Annotated in this window: 22 protein-coding genes; 19 read left to right on the top strand and 3 right to left on the bottom strand. The window is 70.9% G+C overall.

The window, feature by feature from the left end; all coding sequences use genetic code 11:
- Nucleotides 1-31 precede the first annotated feature (31 nt).
- The 9 genes from hisD to hisF are packed head-to-tail and all read left to right on the top strand — an operon-like array spanning nt 32 to nt 6,018.
- A complete protein-coding gene (gene hisD / locus ABFX50_RS15245; RefSeq protein WP_183659116.1) occupies nt 32-1,342 on the top strand; it encodes a histidinol dehydrogenase in 1,311 nt (436 codons plus the stop codon).
- Nucleotides 1,339-2,409, top strand: coding sequence for a histidinol-phosphate transaminase (locus tag ABFX50_RS15240; RefSeq protein WP_346146886.1), 1,071 nt, complete (start codon nt 1,339-1,341; stop codon nt 2,407-2,409). Before hisD ends, ABFX50_RS15240 begins: the two co-directional genes overlap by 4 nt.
- Complete coding sequence (hisB, locus tag ABFX50_RS15235) at nt 2,406-2,999, top strand: imidazoleglycerol-phosphate dehydratase HisB (protein WP_346146884.1); 594 nt, start codon at nt 2,406-2,408, stop codon at nt 2,997-2,999. Before ABFX50_RS15240 ends, hisB begins: the two co-directional genes overlap by 4 nt.
- Nucleotides 2,996-3,151 (top strand): hypothetical protein, encoded by a 156-nt coding sequence (locus ABFX50_RS15230; protein WP_346146882.1) that lies wholly within the window; start codon nt 2,996-2,998, stop codon nt 3,149-3,151. Before hisB ends, ABFX50_RS15230 begins: the two co-directional genes overlap by 4 nt.
- On the top strand, nt 3,148-3,780 hold the full coding sequence (gene hisH, locus ABFX50_RS15225; RefSeq protein WP_346146880.1) for an imidazole glycerol phosphate synthase subunit HisH: 633 nt from the start codon (nt 3,148-3,150) through the stop codon (nt 3,778-3,780). Before ABFX50_RS15230 ends, hisH begins: the two co-directional genes overlap by 4 nt.
- The gene (locus ABFX50_RS15220) at nt 3,777-4,106 is read left to right on the top strand and encodes a hypothetical protein (protein ID WP_183659124.1); all 330 of its coding nucleotides are present in this window, start codon (nt 3,777-3,779) and stop codon (nt 4,104-4,106) included. The genes hisH and ABFX50_RS15220 overlap by 4 nt, the downstream gene beginning before the upstream one ends.
- A 5-nt stretch (nt 4,107-4,111) precedes the next feature.
- A complete protein-coding gene (priA, locus tag ABFX50_RS15215; protein ID WP_183659126.1) occupies nt 4,112-4,834 on the top strand; it encodes a bifunctional 1-(5-phosphoribosyl)-5-((5-phosphoribosylamino)methylideneamino)imidazole-4-carboxamide isomerase/phosphoribosylanthranilate isomerase PriA in 723 nt (240 codons plus the stop codon).
- Nucleotides 4,835-4,855: 21 nt separating this feature from the next.
- Nucleotides 4,856-5,260, top strand: a complete 405-nt coding sequence (locus ABFX50_RS15210; RefSeq protein WP_346147079.1) for a Rid family hydrolase — start codon at nt 4,856-4,858, stop codon at nt 5,258-5,260.
- Entirely contained in the window at nt 5,257-6,018 is a 762-nt protein-coding gene (gene hisF / locus ABFX50_RS15205) for an imidazole glycerol phosphate synthase subunit HisF (RefSeq protein WP_346146877.1), read from the top strand. Before ABFX50_RS15210 ends, hisF begins: the two co-directional genes overlap by 4 nt.
- Nucleotides 6,019-6,025: 7 nt before the next feature.
- Here hisF and ABFX50_RS15200 read toward each other — a convergent pair whose 3' ends face one another.
- A complete protein-coding gene (locus ABFX50_RS15200; RefSeq protein WP_346146875.1) occupies nt 6,026-7,354 on the bottom strand; it encodes a glutamine synthetase family protein in 1,329 nt (442 codons plus the stop codon).
- Nucleotides 7,355-7,444: 90 nt separating this feature from the next.
- On the bottom strand, nt 7,445-7,606 hold the full coding sequence (locus ABFX50_RS15195; protein WP_183659132.1) for a hypothetical protein: 162 nt from the start codon (nt 7,604-7,606) through the stop codon (nt 7,445-7,447).
- A 231-nt stretch (nt 7,607-7,837) separates the two neighbouring features.
- Between ABFX50_RS15195 and ABFX50_RS15190 the strand changes: the two genes are divergently transcribed.
- Together ABFX50_RS15190 and ABFX50_RS15185 are read left to right on the top strand one after the other, a co-directional pair.
- Nucleotides 7,838-8,335, top strand: a complete 498-nt coding sequence (locus ABFX50_RS15190; RefSeq protein ID WP_346146873.1) for a GNAT family N-acetyltransferase — start codon at nt 7,838-7,840, stop codon at nt 8,333-8,335.
- 275 nt (nt 8,336-8,610) lie between these two features.
- The gene (locus ABFX50_RS15185) at nt 8,611-8,916 is read left to right on the top strand and encodes a PrsW family glutamic-type intramembrane protease (protein WP_346146871.1); all 306 of its coding nucleotides are present in this window, start codon (nt 8,611-8,613) and stop codon (nt 8,914-8,916) included.
- Between the two features lie 30 nt (nt 8,917-8,946).
- On the opposite strand, the gene ABFX50_RS15180 is transcribed toward ABFX50_RS15185, so the two are convergent.
- A complete protein-coding gene (locus ABFX50_RS15180; RefSeq protein WP_346146869.1) occupies nt 8,947-9,576 on the bottom strand; it encodes a TIGR03085 family metal-binding protein in 630 nt (209 codons plus the stop codon).
- 118 nt (nt 9,577-9,694) lie between these two features.
- On the opposite strand from ABFX50_RS15180, the gene ABFX50_RS15175 reads away from it, so the two are divergent.
- The 8 genes from ABFX50_RS15175 (at nt 9,695) to trpC (ending at nt 16,522) form a co-directional block, all read left to right on the top strand.
- Nucleotides 9,695-11,506: an ABC transporter ATP-binding protein gene (locus tag ABFX50_RS15175; RefSeq protein WP_346147077.1), complete on the top strand. Its 1,812-nt coding sequence runs from the start codon at nt 9,695-9,697 to the stop codon at nt 11,504-11,506.
- Nucleotides 11,503-13,278 (top strand): ABC transporter ATP-binding protein, encoded by a 1,776-nt coding sequence (locus tag ABFX50_RS15170; protein ID WP_346146868.1) that lies wholly within the window; start codon nt 11,503-11,505, stop codon nt 13,276-13,278. Before ABFX50_RS15175 ends, ABFX50_RS15170 begins: the two co-directional genes overlap by 4 nt.
- 96 nt (nt 13,279-13,374) lie before the next feature.
- On the top strand, nt 13,375-13,728 hold the full coding sequence (gene hisI, locus ABFX50_RS15165; RefSeq protein ID WP_183659137.1) for a phosphoribosyl-AMP cyclohydrolase: 354 nt from the start codon (nt 13,375-13,377) through the stop codon (nt 13,726-13,728).
- On the top strand, nt 13,725-14,279 hold the full coding sequence (locus ABFX50_RS15160; RefSeq protein WP_346146866.1) for a Trp biosynthesis-associated membrane protein: 555 nt from the start codon (nt 13,725-13,727) through the stop codon (nt 14,277-14,279). The genes hisI and ABFX50_RS15160 overlap by 4 nt, the downstream gene beginning before the upstream one ends.
- A complete protein-coding gene (locus ABFX50_RS15155) occupies nt 14,279-14,479 on the top strand; it encodes an HGxxPAAW family protein (protein WP_183659141.1) in 201 nt (66 codons plus the stop codon). The genes ABFX50_RS15160 and ABFX50_RS15155 overlap by 1 nt, the downstream gene beginning before the upstream one ends.
- Before the next feature lie 104 nt (nt 14,480-14,583).
- Nucleotides 14,584-15,123, top strand: a complete 540-nt coding sequence (locus ABFX50_RS15150; protein WP_183659143.1) for a DUF4190 domain-containing protein — start codon at nt 14,584-14,586, stop codon at nt 15,121-15,123.
- A 9-nt stretch (nt 15,124-15,132) separates the two neighbouring features.
- Nucleotides 15,133-15,558 carry a DUF2752 domain-containing protein gene (locus ABFX50_RS15145; RefSeq protein WP_312895944.1) on the top strand — a complete coding sequence of 142 codons (426 nt, stop codon included), beginning with the start codon at nt 15,133-15,135 and terminating at the stop codon, nt 15,556-15,558.
- A 124-nt stretch (nt 15,559-15,682) separates the two neighbouring features.
- Complete coding sequence (gene trpC, locus ABFX50_RS15140) at nt 15,683-16,522, top strand: indole-3-glycerol phosphate synthase TrpC (protein ID WP_312895945.1); 840 nt, start codon at nt 15,683-15,685, stop codon at nt 16,520-16,522.
- Nucleotide 16,523 lies beyond the last annotated feature (1 nt).

Here is a 16,523-nt window from a genome sequence, read left to right as displayed (position 1 = left end):
ACTCCCCAGTTGGACTCCGTAGACTGAACGGGTGATTTCCCGTATCGACCTGCGCGGCTCTCTTCCCGAGAACCTGCGCGACGTGCTGCCCCGCGCCGAACTCGACGTCGAGGCCGCCCTTGAGAAGGTGCGGCCCATCTGCGAGGACGTGCGCCATCGTGGGGCGGCAGCCGTGCGCGAGCTGACCGCCAGGTTCGACGGTGTCGAGATCCAGTCCACCCGTGTCCCCGCCGAAACGGTCCTGCGGGCGCTCGACGCCCTCGACCCCAAGGTCAGGGCGGCGCTGGAGGAGTCGATCAGGCGGGCCAGGATGGTCCACCGCGACCAGCGGCGCACCGACACCACGACCCAGGTGGTCCCGGGCGGCACGGTCACCGAACGCTGGGTGCCCGTCGACCGCGTGGGCCTCTACGTGCCGGGAGGGCGCGCGGTCTACCCCTCCAGCGTGGTCATGAACGTGGTCCCCGCCCAGGAGGCGGGCGTGGAGTCGCTGGCGGTCACCAGCCCCGCGCAGAAGGAGTTCGGCGGACTGCCGCACCCCACGATCCTGGCGGCGTGCGCGCTGCTCGGCGTCGACGAGGTCTACTCCGTCGGCGGCGCGCAGGCGGTGGCGATGTTCGCCTACGGCACCGAGGAGTGCAGGCCGGCGACGATGGTGACCGGTCCTGGCAACATCTGGGTGGCCGCCGCCAAGCGCCTGCTCAAGGGTGTCATCGGCATCGACTCCGAGGCGGGCCCCACCGAGATCGCCATCCTCGCCGACTCCACCGCCGACCCCAGGCACGTGGCCGCCGACCTGATCAGCCAGGCCGAGCACGACGTCATCGCCGCCGCGGTCCTGGTGACCGACAGCGTGGAGCTGGCCGAGGCCGTGGAGAAGGAGCTGCCTGGACAGGTGGCCGCCACCCGCCACTCCGAGCGCGTGGCCGAGGCGCTGTCCGGCAAGCAGTCGGGCATCGTGCTGGTCGACGACCTGGCCGCGGGCCTCAGAGTGGTCGACGCCTACGCCGCCGAGCACCTGGAGATCCAGACCGCGAACGCGGCCGAGCTGGCGGCGAGGGTCAGGAACGCCGGGGCGATCTTCGTCGGGCCGTACAGCCCGGTGAGCCTGGGCGACTACATGGCCGGCTCCAACCACGTGCTGCCCACCGGCGGCTGCGCCTGCCACTCCAGCGGACTCTCGGTGCAGACGTTCCTGCGCGGCATCCACGTGGTCGACTACACCCGCGAGGCGCTGGCCGAAGCCGCCGCGCACACCTGCGTGCTCGCCGACGCCGAAGACCTGCCCGCGCACGGTGCGGCGATCCGCGCCCGATTCGACTGGGAGATTCCGAACCAGTGAATCTCGAAGACCTTCCCATCAGGGACGACCTCAGGGGCAGGAAGCCGTACGGCGCGCCCCAGCTCGACGTCCCTGTGCAGCTCAACACCAACGAGAACCCCTATCCGCCCTCCAAGGCGCTGGTCGACGACCTGGCCGAGGAGATCAGGCGCGACGCGGCGGGCCTCAACCGCTACCCCGACAGAGACGCGCTGGCCCTGCGCGCCGACCTGGCCGGCTACCTCGGTCACGGGCTCACCACCGAGCAGCTGTGGGCGGCCAACGGCTCCAACGAGGTGCTCCAGCAGATCCTGCAGGCCTTCGGCGGGCACGGCCGCACCGCGCTCGGCTTCGAGCCCTCCTACTCGATGCACCCGATCATCACCACGGGCACGAACACCGAGTGGGTCTCGGGGGCGCGCGAGGACGACTTCTCCCTCGATGCGGACAAGGCGGTGGCGGCCGTCGAGGAGCACCGGCCCGACATCGTCTTCCTGACCTCGCCCAACAACCCGACGGGCACCGCGCTCCCGCTGGAGACGATCTCCAGGGTGGTCGAGGCCGCGCCCGGCATGGTCGTGGTCGACGAGGCCTACGCCGAGTTCGCCCGATCCGGCACGCCGAGCGCGCTCACGCTGCTGCCCGAGCACCCCAGGCTGATCGTCACGCGCACCATGTCGAAGGCGTTCGCCATGGCGGGCACCAGGCTCGGCTACCTGGCCGCGCATCCGGCCGTGGTCGAGGCGATGCTGCTGGTGCGCCTGCCGTACCACCTGTCGACGGTCACGCAGGCGACGGCCAGGGTGGCGCTGCGGCACAGGGCCGAGCTGCTCGGCACGGTCGACGCGCTCAGGCAGGAGCGCGACGACACGGTGGCGTGGCTGCGCGCCCTCGGCTTGACGGTGGCCGATTCGGACGCCAATTTCGTGTTGTTCGGGCGTTTCGAGAACCGGCGCACGATCTGGGAGGGACTGCTCGAGCGTGGTGTGCTGATCCGTGAGGTCGGACCGCCCGAGTGGCTGCGGGTGTCGATCGGCACCGGCGAGGAGATGTCGGCATTCCGTGCCGCTCTGGAGGGGGTTCTGTGAGCAGAGTCGGTCGCGTCGAGCGCGCCACCAAGGAGACCTCGGTTCTGGTGGAGGTGAACCTCGACGGCACAGGGCTGGTCGACGTCGCCACCGGGGTCGGCTTCTACGACCACATGCTCGCCCAGCTCGGCAAGCACGGCCTGTTCGACCTCACCGTCAAGACCGAGGGCGACCTGCACATCGACTCCCACCACACGATCGAGGACACCGCGCTCGCGCTGGGCGCGGCCTTCCGCGAGGCGCTGGGGGACAAGTCGGGCATCAGGCGGTACGGCAACGCCTCCTGCCCCCTGGACGAGGCGCTCGCCGAGGTCACGGTCGACCTGTCGGGCCGTCCGTACCTCGTGCACGCCGAGCCCGAGGGCATGGCCCCGATGATCGGCCCCGAGTACGACACGACGATGACCAGGCACATCCTGGAGTCGTTCGTGGCGCAGGCGGCGATCTGCCTGCACGTGCGCGTCCCGTACGGGCGCAACGCCCACCACATCGTCGAGGCCCAGTTCAAGGCGCTGGCCAGGGCCCTGCGCGAGGCCAGCGAGCTCGACCCGCGCGCCACGGGCGTGCCGAGCACCAAGGGTGTGCTGTGAGTGATAACTGGACTGCCATCGCGATGGTCTTCATCGGGCTGTTCCTGGTCGGCGGGGTCATCTCGCTGTTCAAGCAGGGCCTGAAGATCGGCGCGGTGGTCTGCGGAATCGGCGCCGCGATGGCGCTGACGGCGGGGGTGCTGTGGTGGTGAGCAAGAACGTCGTCATCCTCGACTACGGCTCCGGCAACCTGCGCTCGGCCGAACGCGCGCTGGCCAGGACCGGCGCCCAGGTGACGGTCACGTCCGACTACGACGCGGCGATGGACGCCGACGGCCTGGTCGTGCCGGGCGTGGGCGCCTTCGAGGCGTGCATGAAGGGCCTGAAGAGCGTGGCCGGCGACCGCATCATCGGCCGCCGGCTGTCAGGGGGCCGCCCGGTGCTGGGCATCTGCGTCGGCATGCAGATCCTGTTCGAGCGCGGCGTCGAGCACGGCGTCGAGACCGAGGGCTGCGGCGAGTGGCCCGGCACGGTCGAGCGCCTGGAGGCCCCCGTGCTGCCGCACATGGGGTGGAACACCGTCAAGGCGCCCTCGGGCAGCGTGCTGTTCGCCGGCCTCGACGCCGACACCCGCTTCTACTTCGTGCACTCCTACGGCGTGCGTGAGTGGGAGCTCCAGGCGGGCGACGGCTTCGCCGTACCGCTGGTGACCTGGGCCGAGCACGGCGTGCCCTTCGTGGCCGCCGTGGAGAACGGCCCCCTCATGGCCACCCAGTTCCACCCGGAGAAGTCGGGGGACGCCGGCGCGGTGCTGCTGAAGAACTGGGTCGGCACACTTTGAGCAAGGAGCGGGCGCGGCGCAGGGCCGTACGCGAGGCCGAGAGAGAGCGGGCGGCCAGGCTGAACGCCGAGCGGATGGCCCGCAGGTCCCGCCGCAGGGCGCTGGCCGCCAGGCTGACCCCTCGCCCCGTCCGCTTCGCCAGGCAGGGCGGCCTGCTCGCCCGCAGGCAGCGCGCCCAGAACGGCGTCGTCGCCCTGCTCTTCGTCATCGTCCAGCTCCTGACCTGGCTGCTGTGGTCGTCATGGCAGGCCAGCCTCGCCGTGTTCGTGCTCTCCTTGCTGTTCGTCCCTGTGATCGTCACGCTCGCCTTTGACCGGAGGACCTGAAGAAGATGTCGCTCGTACTGCTGCCCGCCGTGGACGTCGTCGACGGCCAGGCCGTACGCCTCGTACAGGGAGAGGCCGGAACTGAGACGGGTTACGGCGATCCGCTGACCGCGGCGATGGCCTGGCAGAAGGCCGGCGCGGAGTGGATCCACCTGGTGGACCTCGACGCGGCCTTCGGCAGGGGCTCCAACAAGGATCTGCTGGCCGAGGTGGTCGGCAAGCTGGACATCAACGTCGAACTGTCCGGCGGCATCCGCGACGACGCCTCGCTCGAGGCCGCGCTGGCCACCGGGTGCAGGCGGGTGAACATCGGCACCGCCGCCATCGAGAAGCCGGACTGGTGCCGAAGGATACTCGCTGAGTATGGTGACAAGATCGCCGTCGGGCTCGACGTTCGAGGTACTACGCTGGCGGCACGCGGCTGGACCGAGGCGGGCGGCGACCTGTGGGAGGTGCTCGACAGGCTCGACGCCGACGGCTGCCCGCGGTACGTGGTGACGGATGTGACCAAGGACGGAACACTGCGCGGCCCGAATCTGGACCTGCTGCGCCAGGTCTGCGATCGAACCGACAAGCCGGTCGTCGCGAGCGGAGGGGTCTCCTCTCTCGACGATCTCATCGCCCTCACCTCTCTCACGCCCCACGGCGTGGAGGGCGCGATCGTGGGCAAGGCACTGTACGCGCAGGCTTTCACGCTGGAAGACGCTCTCGCCGCTGTTCGCGGCTAGGGCCAAAGGGAGGGACGCGTGATGGGCCAGGCAAGCTGCGTGCGCGAGGGGACGAGGATCTTCTCGGGCGGCATCTGGGAGGAGAAGTACGGCTACGCCAGGGCGGTGGTGGCGGGGCCGCGTGTCGTGGTCTCCGGCTGCACGGCCACGATCGAGGGCGAGGTGCGACACGTCGGCGACGCCTACCGGCAGGCCATGACGGCCTTCGACATCGCGCTCGAGGCGGTCGAGGCGGCCGGGCTGGCCAGGGAGGACGTGGTCATGGTGCGCTACTACGTGGTGGACGACAGCCACTACGACGCGGTGGGCACCGCCCTGTCCGAGGTGCTCGGGCACGTCAGGCCCGCCTGCACGGGCGTGAAGGTCGCGGGTCTGATCGACCCGCGCATGCTGGTCGAGATCGAGATCGAGGCGTTTCGGGCATGACGGTCGCGGTTCGGGTCATCCCGTGTCTGGACGTGGACGCGGGGCGCGTGGTCAAGGGCGTCAACTTCGAAAACCTGCGCGACGCGGGCGATCCGGTCGAGCTCGCCCGCCGCTATGACGAGGAGGGCGCCGACGAGCTGACCTTCCTCGACATCACCGCCTCCTCGGGCGAGCGGGAGACGATGTTCGACGTGGTCCGCAGGACCGCCGAGCAGGTCTTCATCCCGCTCACCGTGGGCGGCGGCGTCCGCTCGGTCGAGGACGTCAACAGGCTGCTGAGGGCGGGCGCGGACAAGGTGTCGCTCAACACCGCCGCCATCGCCCGTCCTGAGCTGCTGACCGAGGCCTCCCGCAGGTACGGCGCGCAGTGCATCGTGCTGTCCGTCGACGCCCGTAGGGCCGAGGGCACGCCGTCCGGCTTCGAGGTCACCACCCACGGCGGACGCAGGGGCACCGGCATCGACGCGGTGGAGTGGGCGGCCAGGGGTGAGGAGCTCGGCGTCGGCGAGATCCTGCTCAACTCGATGGACGGCGACGGCACACTCGACGGCTACGACCTCGAGATGCTGCGCGCGGTGCGAGCCGCGGTCAGCGTGCCGGTGATCGCCAGCGGCGGCGCGGGACGGCTGGAGGACTTCCCTCCCGCGGTCGCGGCGGGCGCCGACGCGGTGCTGGCGGCGTCGGTGTTCCACTTCGGCACGCTGAAGATCTCCGAGGTCAAGCAGACCCTTCAAGCGGCGGGCCACCCGGTCAGGTAGCGCCCCGTCAGAAGACGCGCAGGTGGTGGAAGAGCTCGAAGGCGGCGTCGCGCTCCTTGAAGGCGGCCGCCTCCGAGCGCTTCACCGCCAGGTAGGCGCCACTGCGCAGCGGGCCGAGCGCCGTCATCAGCAGTGAGTCGGCCTCCAGCGCGTCGAGCGCCTCGTCGAGGGACGACGGCAGCCTGGGGTAGGCGCCCGGCCTGGTGTCGGGGTCGATGAGCACGGGCTCGCCGGGGTCGAGCCCGCGGCGGATGCCGTCGAGGCCCGCGTGGATGACCGCGCCGAGCGACAGGTAGGGGTTGGCCGAGGAGTCGGAGGGCTTGAGCTCCAGGTTGACCGACCCGGTCTGGCCCAGGGGCGAGCAGACCCTGACGGCCGCCTCCCTGTTGTCCGGCCCGTGGACCGCGTAGGCACTGGCCCACATGCGGGGCGCCAGCCGCCTGAAGCTGTTGACGGTGCCGCAGGTCAGCGCCGTCAGGGCGGGCAGGTGGGCCAGCAGGCCGCCCACGAAGGCGTTCATCAGGCCGGGGTCGCCGTCGAAGAGGTTGGCGTGACGCTCGCGGTCCCACAGCGACAGGTGCAGGTGGGCGCCGTTGCCCGCCTGGTCGGCGATGGGCTTGGGGGCCAGCGAGGCCCACATGGACATCCGCAGCGCCACCCCGCGGACCGTCTCGCGGTAGAGGATCTGGTTGTCGGCGGCGCGCAGGGCGGGGGCGTGCCTGATCGACAGCTCCTGCTGCCCGTGGCCCAGCTCGGGGTGGTAGTGCTCGACCCGCAGCCCCTGGGCCTCGAGCGTGCGCACCAGCTTGATCGCGTAGTCGTGGGCGAGGTCGAAGCCGATGGTGGAGTAGCAGAGGCTGTCGTCGAGCGGCACGAGCGTGTCGAGGCCGCCTTCGGGGCCGGCGACGCGGTGGCCGAGCGTGAACTCCGGCTCGAAGGCCGCCTCCAGGGCGTAGCCCTCGGCCTCCAGCGCGGCGACCGCCTCCTTGAGGAAGGTGCGCGGGCACGCGTCCCACGCCGACCCGTCGAGCTGGACCAGGTCGGAGACCATGGCCGCGGCGCCGGGAGAGTAGGGGAGAAGCACGAATGTCGACGGGTCCGGCATGATCCGGACCTCGCCGACGGGTCCGAAGTGCTCGACCTCCTGCAACTGGTCGAGCATGTTCATCGCCATCATCGCCACGGTGTGCCCGATGCCCGAGCTGAGGCGCTCGGCCAGGCGCGTGCGGGAGGCCGCCTTGCCGCGGATCACCCCGCCGTGGTCGGCGTAGAGAAACCGGACGAGCTCGACGCCCTCGATCTCAGCCCGTTCGATGACGCTCTGGCGGTCTCTCATAGGCACCCCACCCGATCGACTCTACGCGCTTCGATCTCAGGTGGGCGGTCAACTCGCACGACCCGCGACCAGGGCGGACCGTTGGCTCTGTCAGGTCACGACGTTGGTGAAGAAGACAGCCAACTGATTGGCTCCGTTGACGATGCCGTCGAAAACACCCCTGACCGCCGCCGCCGCGTTCTGCGGCTGGGTGAACAGGTAGAAGACGACGAAGGCCACGGCGATATACGTGACGACCTTCTTGACCTGCATGGGGGGCCTCCTGCAGTCCATTCCCAGCCGTATATACCCGGATCTGGGCGATCACTGGCATCTTCTATGAAGATGTTCTTGATCATAACCGGGGGGCGTCTTTACCTGGCCATCGTACGGCCATTGGCATGAGTTGGCGCGGGAGACGCGCGCACGAGAAACCAAAGGGTCCGGCCGGCCGGTCGAAAAGCGTTGGCGCCGCAGACGGCGCATCGGCCACCATCCCCACCCATGACCTCCTCTTCAGCCCCGGCCTCCATCGAGATCCGCCCGGCCTCGGTCACTGACGCCCCCCTCCTGGCCGAGCTCAACGACTTCGTGCACGCCGTCCACGCCCTGAACCGGCCGGACGTCTTCCGCTCCGAGCCGTCCAGGGACGACCTGGTTCCGATCTTCGAGGCCCACCTGGCCCGTGACGACATCCGCGCCTTCCTCGCCTGGGCGGCAGGGCGGCCGGTCGGATACGCCCTGGCGATCATCGTCGATCGCCAGGGCGACGCCCTCCTGCGTCCCCGGCGCTTCGCCGTCCTGGAGCATCTGGCCGTGGCGCCCAACGCGATCAGGACGGGCGTCGGCACCGCGCTGCTCGACGCGGTCAGCGCGGCGGGCAGGGCGGCGGGATGCTCGCGCCTGCTCACCGAAGTGTGGGAGTTCAACCACGAGGCCGCGGCCTTCTACGAGGCTGCGGGCTTCGTTTCGATGCGTCACGCGCTGGAGCGAGCGCTGTGACGAGCCGGCCGGCGTGCCCCTCGAAAACCGTTGGCGAAGCAGGGGGCCGCGTCGATAGCCTCGCCGACGTCTGGTGATCAAGGAGGAAGAGATGGCACTCACCGGGGTGGACCTGCGCCGGTGCCGTCTCCGACGCGATCCGGCCGGCGTTCTCACGTCGTAGCGGTCAGCCTGGCGCCGGCCGTTCGCGCCGGCAGGCGACGGACGTCGTCCGAACGTTCACCGCGCTGATGGAGAGGCCGTGGTCACCGCACCGTCCTTCGAGTTGTCGAGCCGTGGCGCCTGGACCGGCGCATCCCCTCTGGACCTCGCTGATCGGGCTGGGCGTCGGCTACGCCCTCGTCGCGCGCGGCAGGGCGAGGCGCCCTGCCATCGCGCTGGGCTACGCGGGCGCCACCCTCCTGCACTTCCTCTGGAACCACACGATCGACGGCGCGCCCGTCGTCCAGGCCGGAGCCGGGCCATGGAACGGCGCGGCGACCTGGCTGGCCGGAATGGGCAAGGTCTACCTGCTGGAGCTGACGGTCGCCGGCGCGTTGATCGCCGTGACCGCACGAGAGCGAACCCGTCCTCCTCGATGACGGGACGGCGGGCTCCTCCAGGGTGAGGGTTCAGATGCCGAGCGGGGCGTGGGTGACGCGGGCGACGGCGCCGGGGTCGCCCGTGAGGTCGACCCTGGCGTGCTCCTGCCGTCCGAAGCAGAACAGCAGCAGCTCGCTCGCCTTGCCCGTGACCTCCACCTTGGGGCCGTCCTTGGCGCCGCCGATGGCCACCCCGCCGCCCAGGCGGTGGAGCACCACGCCGACGGGCGACTTGCGCAACATCAGCTTGGCGGCCATGTCCAGACGCTTCCACAGCAGCCGTTCGAGGTCGTCGGGCAGCTCGCGCGGCTCCCATGACGGCTGGGCGCGGCGCACGTCCTCGTGGTGGACGAAGTACTCCAGCGTGTTGACCGCCTCGTCGAGGGGCGGCAGCAGGCCGTAGAGACCGCCGGGCGTGCGGACGAGGCCGACCAGCTCAGGGAAGGGGTGCTTGGCCTTCAGCCCACGCTGGACCGAGGCGGTGTAGCCGGCCAGCGGACGCAGGGCGATGCCCGGGCCCGCGTCGAGCCTGCGCTCGCGCAGCACGAGGTGGGCGGCCAGGTCGTAGGTGCTCCAGCCCGTGCACAGCGTGGGAGCGTCGGGGCCGAGCCTGTCGAACAGGTCGCACAGAGCGGTGCGTTCGCTGCGGGCGTGAGTCACCAGACGATTCTACTGGGGCAGGGAATATCTAGATGATCGACCATGATAGGGACTTAAGTAGAAATTTCCCCGTTGGAAGGACTCCTTCAGAGTGGCGACCAAGGTCACCTCAGCCGTCATGCGTCAAGGGCTCCGTGTCCTTGGGGTGGCCATCCGCACGGAGAAGGCCGTCTTCTCGGCCGCCGTCCTGAGCAGCAGCCTCTACGGGGGGATGACGGTCGCCTCGGCGTGGGCGCTCGGCTGGGCCACGGAGAACGTCGTGCTGCCGGCCTTCGGCCAGGGCGACATCACCGCCGCCGCGCTGTGGACGGGGGTCCTGCTCATCGTGGGCACCGCCCTGCTCAAGGCGGTCGGCGTGGCGGGCAGGCGCATCCTGGCGGGCGTCCTGCAGTACCGCATGCAGGCCAGGTCGCGTCGTGACGTCACCAAGCAGTACCTGCGGCTGCCGCTGGCCTGGCACCACCAGCACCCCACGGGCCAGCTGCTGTCCAACGCCAGCGCCGACGCCGAGGCGGCATGGGCGCCGCTCGCGCCGCTGCCGATGGCGGTGGGCGTGGTCGTGATGCTCTTCACCGCGGCGGTCGCGATGCTGATCACCGACCCCGTCCTCGCGCTCGTCGGTTTCCTGATCTTCCCTGCCATCGCCGTGCTGAACCTGGTCTACCAGCGCAAACTCAGCCCGCTCGCCACCCACGCGCAGCAACTGCGCGCCGAGGTCAGCGAGATCGCGCACGAGAGCTTCGACGGCGCGCTCGTCGTCAAGACCCTCGGCCGTGAGGACCTGGAGACCGACCGCTTCCGGCGGCGCGCGCACGAGCTGCGCGACGCCAACATCGCCGTCGGCAGGGTGCGTGGCCTGTTCGACCCGATGCTGGAGGCGCTGCCCACGCTGGGCGTGCTGATCGTGCTGATGGTCGGGGCCATGCGGCTGTCGGGCGGCTCCATCAACTCCGGCGAGCTGGTCCAGGTCGCCTACCTGTTCACGCTGCTGTCCTTCCCGATCCGCGCGCTGGGCTGGGTGCTGGCCGAGCTGCCCCGCAGCGTCGTCGGCTGGCAGCGCGTGCAGGCGGTGCTGGAGGCGAAGGGCTCCATGGAGTACGGCGAGGCGGGCCTGCGCGGCGGCGCGCCCGCAGGGCTGCAGGTCTCCGGCCTGTCGTACGCCTACGGAGCGGCCGAGGTGCTGCACGACATCAGCTTCGAGGTTCCCGCGGGCCGTACCGTCGCGCTGGTCGGGCCCACAGGATCGGGCAAGTCCACGCTCGTCCAGACGCTGGTGCGCCTGGTGGACCCGGACAAGGGCGAGGTGCTCCTCGACGGCGTCGACCTGAGGGAGATCGCCTACGGCGGCATCCCCGACATGGTCGCGCTGGTGCCCCAGCAGACGTTCCTGTTCGACGACACGGTGCGCGGCAACATCACGCTCGGTCTGGAGGTCTCCGACGAGGAGGTCTGGGCCGCGCTGCGCCTGGCGCAGGCCGACGGCTTCGTCGCGAAACTGCCCTCCGGCCTCGACACCAGGGTGGGCGAGCGCGGCACCACGCTGTCGGGCGGCCAGCGCCAGCGCGTCGCCCTGGCGCGCGCGCTCGTCCGCCGTCCGCGCCTGCTCATCCTCGACGACGCGACCTCCAGCGTGGACCCGCAGGTCGAGGCGAGGATCCTGCACGGCCTGCGCGACGCGCTGAACGTGAGCGAGGCCGAGTCGAGGCCGGGGGAGGAGGGCTCGACGGTCGTGGTCGTCGCCTACAGGCTGGCCACCATCTCGCTGGCCGACGAGGTCGTCTACCTCGACAGGGGCAGCGTCGTCGACCGTGGCACCCACGAGGAACTGCTGGAGCGCTGCCCCGGCTACCGCAACCTGGTCACCGCCTACGAGCGCGAAGAGGCCGAGAGGGCCGCGATCGCGGCGGAAGAGGAAGAGGTCGTGGCATGAGCGTGGTGTTCCAGGGCGCCGAGAGGTCGGCGCTGGCCACCGTACGCAGGGGCCTGTCGTTCACGCCCGAGTTCCGCAAGGGGCTGGTGGGCACGCTCGTGCTGGCGATCGTCGCCACCATCGGCAAGATCATCGTCCCCATCGCCGTCCAGCAGACGATCGACACGGGGCTGAAGTCGGGCACGCCCGACCTGCCGTACATCACGAGGGCGCTCGTGCTGTGCGCGGCGGCGGTCGTGATCACCGCGCTGTGCGGCTACGTGATGAACGTGCGCCTGTACAAGGCCACCGAGTCGTCGCTGGCCACGCTCAGGGTGCGGGGCTTCCGCCACGTCCACGACCTGTCCGTGCTCACCCAGAACTCCGAACGCCGCGGCGCGCTGGTCTCCCGTGTCACCAACGACATCGACCAGATCAGCAACTTCATGCAGTGGGGCGGGTTGATGATCATCGTGGCGTGCGGGCAGGTGCTCGTCGCCACGGGGCTGATGTTCGTCTACTCCTGGCAGCTCACGCTGCTGGTGTGGATCTGCTTCATCCCGCTCCTGGTCGCCCTGCCGCGCTTCCAGCGCTGGCTGTCGTCGGCCTACACCACCGTCCGCGAGCGCACGGGCGACATGCTCGCCGCCGTCAGCGAGTCGGTCGTCGGCGCGGCCGTCATCCGCGCCTACGGCTCCGAGCGCCGCACCGCCGAGCGCATCGACACCGCGATCAACGCCAACAGGAGCGCGCAGATCCGCGCCCAGAAGATCGTGGGCATGGTCTTCCCGCTGACCGAGATCGTGGCGGCGGTCGCCATCGCGGGGATCGTGCTGCTGGGAGTCAGGCTGGGCGTCTCGGGTGACATCAGCGCGGGCAGGCTGGTGGCCTTCCTCTTCCTGGTCACGCTGTTCGTCTCCCCGCTGCAGATCGCCACCGAGGTGCTGAACGAGGCGCAGAACGCGGTCGCGGGCTGGCGGCGCGTCCTCGGTGTGCTCGACACCCCGCCCGACGTCGCCGACCCCGGCGACGAGGGCGTCGAGCTGCCCAGGGGGCCCATCTCCGTCGCCTTCGAGGACGTCCACTTCGCCTACCCCGAGGGCGCTCCCGTGCTGCACGAGCTGTCGGTGGCCATCCCTCCGCGCACCCGCATCGCGGTCGTCGGCGAGACCGGCTCGGGCAAGACCACCTTCGCCAAGCTGCTCACCCGGCTGATGGACCCCGTCGAGGGGCGCGTCACCGTCGACGGGCACGACCTGCGCGACGTGCGCTTCTCCTCGCTGCGCGAGCGCATCGTCATGGTGCCGCAGGACGGGTTCCTGTTCGACGGCGCGCTGGCCGACAACATCCGCTTCGGCAGGCCCTCGGCCACCGACGAGGAGATCACGACCGCGCTCACCGAGCTGGGGCTCGCGGACTGGCTGGAGGGCCTGCCGTACGGCCTGGCCACGCCCGTCGGGCAGCGCGGCGAGTCGCTGTCGGCGGGGGAGCGGCAGCTCGTCGCCCTGGCCAGGGCCTACCTGGCCGACCCCGACCTGCTGCTGCTCGACGAGGCGACGTCGGCGGTGGACCCCGCCACGGAGGTACGGCTGGCCAGGGCGCTCGAGGGCGTCACCAGGGGAAGGACGGCGATCTCGATCGCGCACCGGCTCTCGACGGCCGAGAACGCCGACGAGGTGTTCGTCTTCGACGCCGGACGCCTGGTCCAGCGCGGCCCGCACGCGAGCCTGGTCGCCGAGCCCGGCGTCTACGCCGACCTGCACGCCTCCTGGATCTCCTCCGCGCACTCCTGACCCCGGCGACCCCGGCCTTCCAGCGGAGGGAGGGCCAGGGTGCGCCGACTCGGTCCCGGCAGCGGCGGCGACCCCCAGAGCTGGTTGAATGGCCGCATGTCCCTCGACCCGAAGGTCGCCTCGCGGCTCAAGCGCACTTCCGACGGGCTGGTGCCCGCCGTCGTCCAGCAGTACGACACCGGCGAGGTGCTCATGCTCGCCTGGATGGACGACGAGGCGCTGCATCGCACGCTGACCACGGGCAGGGCCACCTACTGGTCGCGCAGCCGCTCCTCCTACTGGGTGAAGGGCGACACCTCAGGCCACGTGCAGCACGTGAAGTCGGTGGCGCTCGACTGCGACGGCGACACCATCCTGCTGAAGGTCGACCAGGTCGGCGCGGCCTGCCACACGGGCGACCGCACCTGCTTCGACGCCGACCAGCTGACCGTCGCGAGCCTGCCGTCGTGAAGCGCGAGCTCGGCGCCTGGCTCCTGCTGTGCGCGGCGGGCGCCGGCCTCACGCTGCTGGCCACGGGCAGGGTCTGGGCCTCGGCACGGTACGGCGCGGCCGCCCCCGTCGAGCTGACCGGCGGCGACCTCGCCCCCGCCGTGCAGCCGCTGGCGCTGGCCGGGCTGGCGGCGACGGTCGCGCTCTTCGCCACCAAGGGCCTCTGGCGGCGCGTCATCGGCGCGGTGCTCGCCCTGTGCGGCGTGGGGATCGCGCTGCTGTCGTGGCGGGGCCTGTCGGCAGGGGCGGCCGAGGAACTGGCCGCGGCGCGACGGCCGCTGGCCGCTGCCACCGGCGACATGGCGGCGGTCGCGCACACCGCGTGGCCGTACCTGGCGGCGGCGGGAGGGGCGCTGCTCATCGCCAGCGGAGTGCTGGCCGTTGCGCGCGCCACCGGGTGGGCGGGCATGTCGGGCCGCTACGATCGCCCAGGATCGGCCGCCGAACAGCGCGACGACAAGTCGCTGTGGGAGGCGATCGACAGGGGAGACGACCCGACGGAGGAGCGCTGATGACAGCCAGGCACGACCACGGCAACACCCCTGCCGCGTGGACCGCGGTGACGATCGTCTTCATCGGCTCGGTGGTGGGAGGTGTGGGGCTCGTGCAGGACTCACCTGTGGGCTTCGGCGCGGGGCTGGCGGTGATGGCCATGGGCGCGGTGATCGGCAAGCTCATGCAGATGATGGGACTCGGCAGGCAGAGAGCCTGATCGCACGGTTACAAATGGCCCACAAAACGGGCGCTTCTCCACGTGGCAGACGGGTAGTCGCTAAGCTGCGGCGGGCAATTCGCTATGAACGAGGAGTCGTCGGTATGAGCTACGGGAACCAGGGCGGTAGCGGGGGCTACGGCGAACAGCCGCCCGGGGGTGGTTACGGCCCTCCGGCCGGCGGTCAGGGTTCAGGCGGTTACGGCCCTCCCTCGGGTGGTCAGGGCTCCGGTGGCTACGGCCCTCCGCCCGGTCAGGGCTCGGGTGGCTACGGCGCGGGTGGTTACGGCTCGGGCGGGTACGGCGCCCAGCCACCGGGAGGCGGCTACCCGCCGCCCGGTGGCGGTTACGACCCTTACGGCGGCGGCTACGGCGGCCCTCCTCCCAGCAAGACCAACGGCATGGCGATCGCCGCGCTCATCTGCGGTCTCGTCGGCCTGATCACCTGCGGTGTGGCCTCGATCGCGGGCGCCATCCTCGGTCACATCTCGCTGGGCCAGATCAAGCGGACCGGCGAGGAGGGCAAGGGCATGGCGCTGGCCGGGCTCATCCTGTCCTACGTCGGCCTCGCCGGCTGGGTGCTCTTCCTGATCCTCTGGATCGGCCTGTTCGGCTGGGCGGCGAGCGTGAGCAGTTCCTACTAGGCGCGTATCGTGGATCAGGTGGTCACGCAGCAGTCGAGCCGTCTGAGAGCCGTCCTCGCACCGCTGGGCGTCGCCCTGGCGGCGGGGGCGGCTGTCGCGTATGTGGGCGTGGTCGACCCGAACGAGCCAGGGCACTACCCGACCTGCCCCTTCTACGCCCTGACCGGTCTGCTCTGCCCCGGCTGCGGGGCGCTGAGGGCCACGCACGCCCTGGCCCATCTCGACCCGGCCGCCGCGTTCGGGCTCAACGCGCTGCTGGTGCTCGTGGCGCCCGTCGTGGCGTACGTGTGGGCCAGGTGGCTGGCCGCGGCGTGGAGCGGGCGGGCCTGGCGGCCGAGCCCGCCGAAACCGCTTCACCTGTGGGCGCTCATGGCGCTCGTGCTGCTGTTCTGGGTCGTGCGCAACCTTCCCGCAGGGGCCTTCCTGGCTCCGTAGCAGGGGGGCTGTGGCTAGGCGACCTCGGAGCGGCCGATACCATCGCAAGACAAGACGGGTGAGCGAACGCCGACGCGAACTCCCTGTCGCCCCCAGCACTGTCGACCGGAGGGACCTTGATCGCGTGAACGAGCGGAGCCTGAGCGGAACCGTTCTCGACGACATCCTTGCCGGAGTGCGAGAAGACCTTGCCGCTCGGCAGGCGGCCGTGTCGCTCGAGGACCTGAAGGAGCGAGCGGGGCGCGCCCCCGCGCCCAGAGACGCCTACGCGGCGCTGGGCGGCGACAAGGTCTCGGTGATCGCCGAGGTCAAGCGGTCGAGCCCGTCCAAGGGCGCGCTGGCCGCCATCGCCGACCCCGCGGCCCTGGCCGCCGACTACGAGGAGGGCGGCGCGCACGTCATCAGCGTGCTGACCGAGCGACGCCGCTTCGGCGGCAGCCTCGACGACCTCGCCGCGGTTCGCGCCAGGGTCGACATCCCGATCCTGCGCAAGGACTTCATCGTCACCTCCTACCAGCTGTGGGAGGCGCGGGCGCACGGCGCCGACCTGGCCCTGCTGATGGTGGTCTCGCTGGAGCAGCCCGCACTGGTCTCGCTCATCGAGCGGGCCGAGTCGATCGGGCTGACCCCGCTGGTCGAGATCCACACCGAGGAGGAGCTCGAGCGCGCCGTCGCCGCGGGCGCCCGCATCATCGGCATCAACGCGCGCAACCTCAAGACGCTCGAGGTGGACCGCGACGTCTTCGCAAAGCTCGCGCCCAAGATCCCCGATGGCATCATCAAGATCGCCGAATCCGGGGTGAGAGGCCCGCACGACCTGCTAGCGTACGCCCGGGCCGGGGCCGACGCCGTCCTGGTCGGTGAGAGCCTGGTGACAGGCAAGGACCCGCGCAAGGCGGTGGAGGCCCTCGTGACCGCGGGCGCTCACCCCGCCACTCGACCCGACCATGGATCTGAGGGATGAG

The organism is Nonomuraea recticatena (assembly GCF_039533245.1).
Lineage (GTDB): Bacteria > Actinomycetota > Actinomycetes > Streptosporangiales > Streptosporangiaceae > Nonomuraea > Nonomuraea roseola.
This window is presented reverse-complemented; position numbering and strand designations above follow the sequence as displayed.

Coding starts and splice junctions, on each gene's coding strand:
- priA (WP_183659126.1), top strand. CDS start 4,112: ATGTCGCTCGTACTGCTGCCCGCCGTGGACGTCGTCGACGGCCAGGCC.
- ABFX50_RS15175 (WP_346147077.1), top strand. CDS start 9,695: ATGCGTCAAGGGCTCCGTGTCCTTGGGGTGGCCATCCGCACGGAGAAG.
- hisF (WP_346146877.1), top strand. CDS start 5,257: ATGACGGTCGCGGTTCGGGTCATCCCGTGTCTGGACGTGGACGCGGGG.
- ABFX50_RS15190 (WP_346146873.1), top strand. CDS start 7,838: ATGACCTCCTCTTCAGCCCCGGCCTCCATCGAGATCCGCCCGGCCTCG.
- ABFX50_RS15200 (WP_346146875.1), bottom strand. CDS start 7,354: ATGAGAGACCGCCAGAGCGTCATCGAACGGGCTGAGATCGAGGGCGTC.
- ABFX50_RS15195 (WP_183659132.1), bottom strand. CDS start 7,606: ATGCAGGTCAAGAAGGTCGTCACGTATATCGCCGTGGCCTTCGTCGTC.
- hisI (WP_183659137.1), top strand. CDS start 13,375: ATGTCCCTCGACCCGAAGGTCGCCTCGCGGCTCAAGCGCACTTCCGAC.
- ABFX50_RS15170 (WP_346146868.1), top strand. CDS start 11,503: ATGAGCGTGGTGTTCCAGGGCGCCGAGAGGTCGGCGCTGGCCACCGTA.
- ABFX50_RS15155 (WP_183659141.1), top strand. CDS start 14,279: ATGACAGCCAGGCACGACCACGGCAACACCCCTGCCGCGTGGACCGCG.
- ABFX50_RS15210 (WP_346147079.1), top strand. CDS start 4,856: ATGGGCCAGGCAAGCTGCGTGCGCGAGGGGACGAGGATCTTCTCGGGC.
- ABFX50_RS15150 (WP_183659143.1), top strand. CDS start 14,584: ATGAGCTACGGGAACCAGGGCGGTAGCGGGGGCTACGGCGAACAGCCG.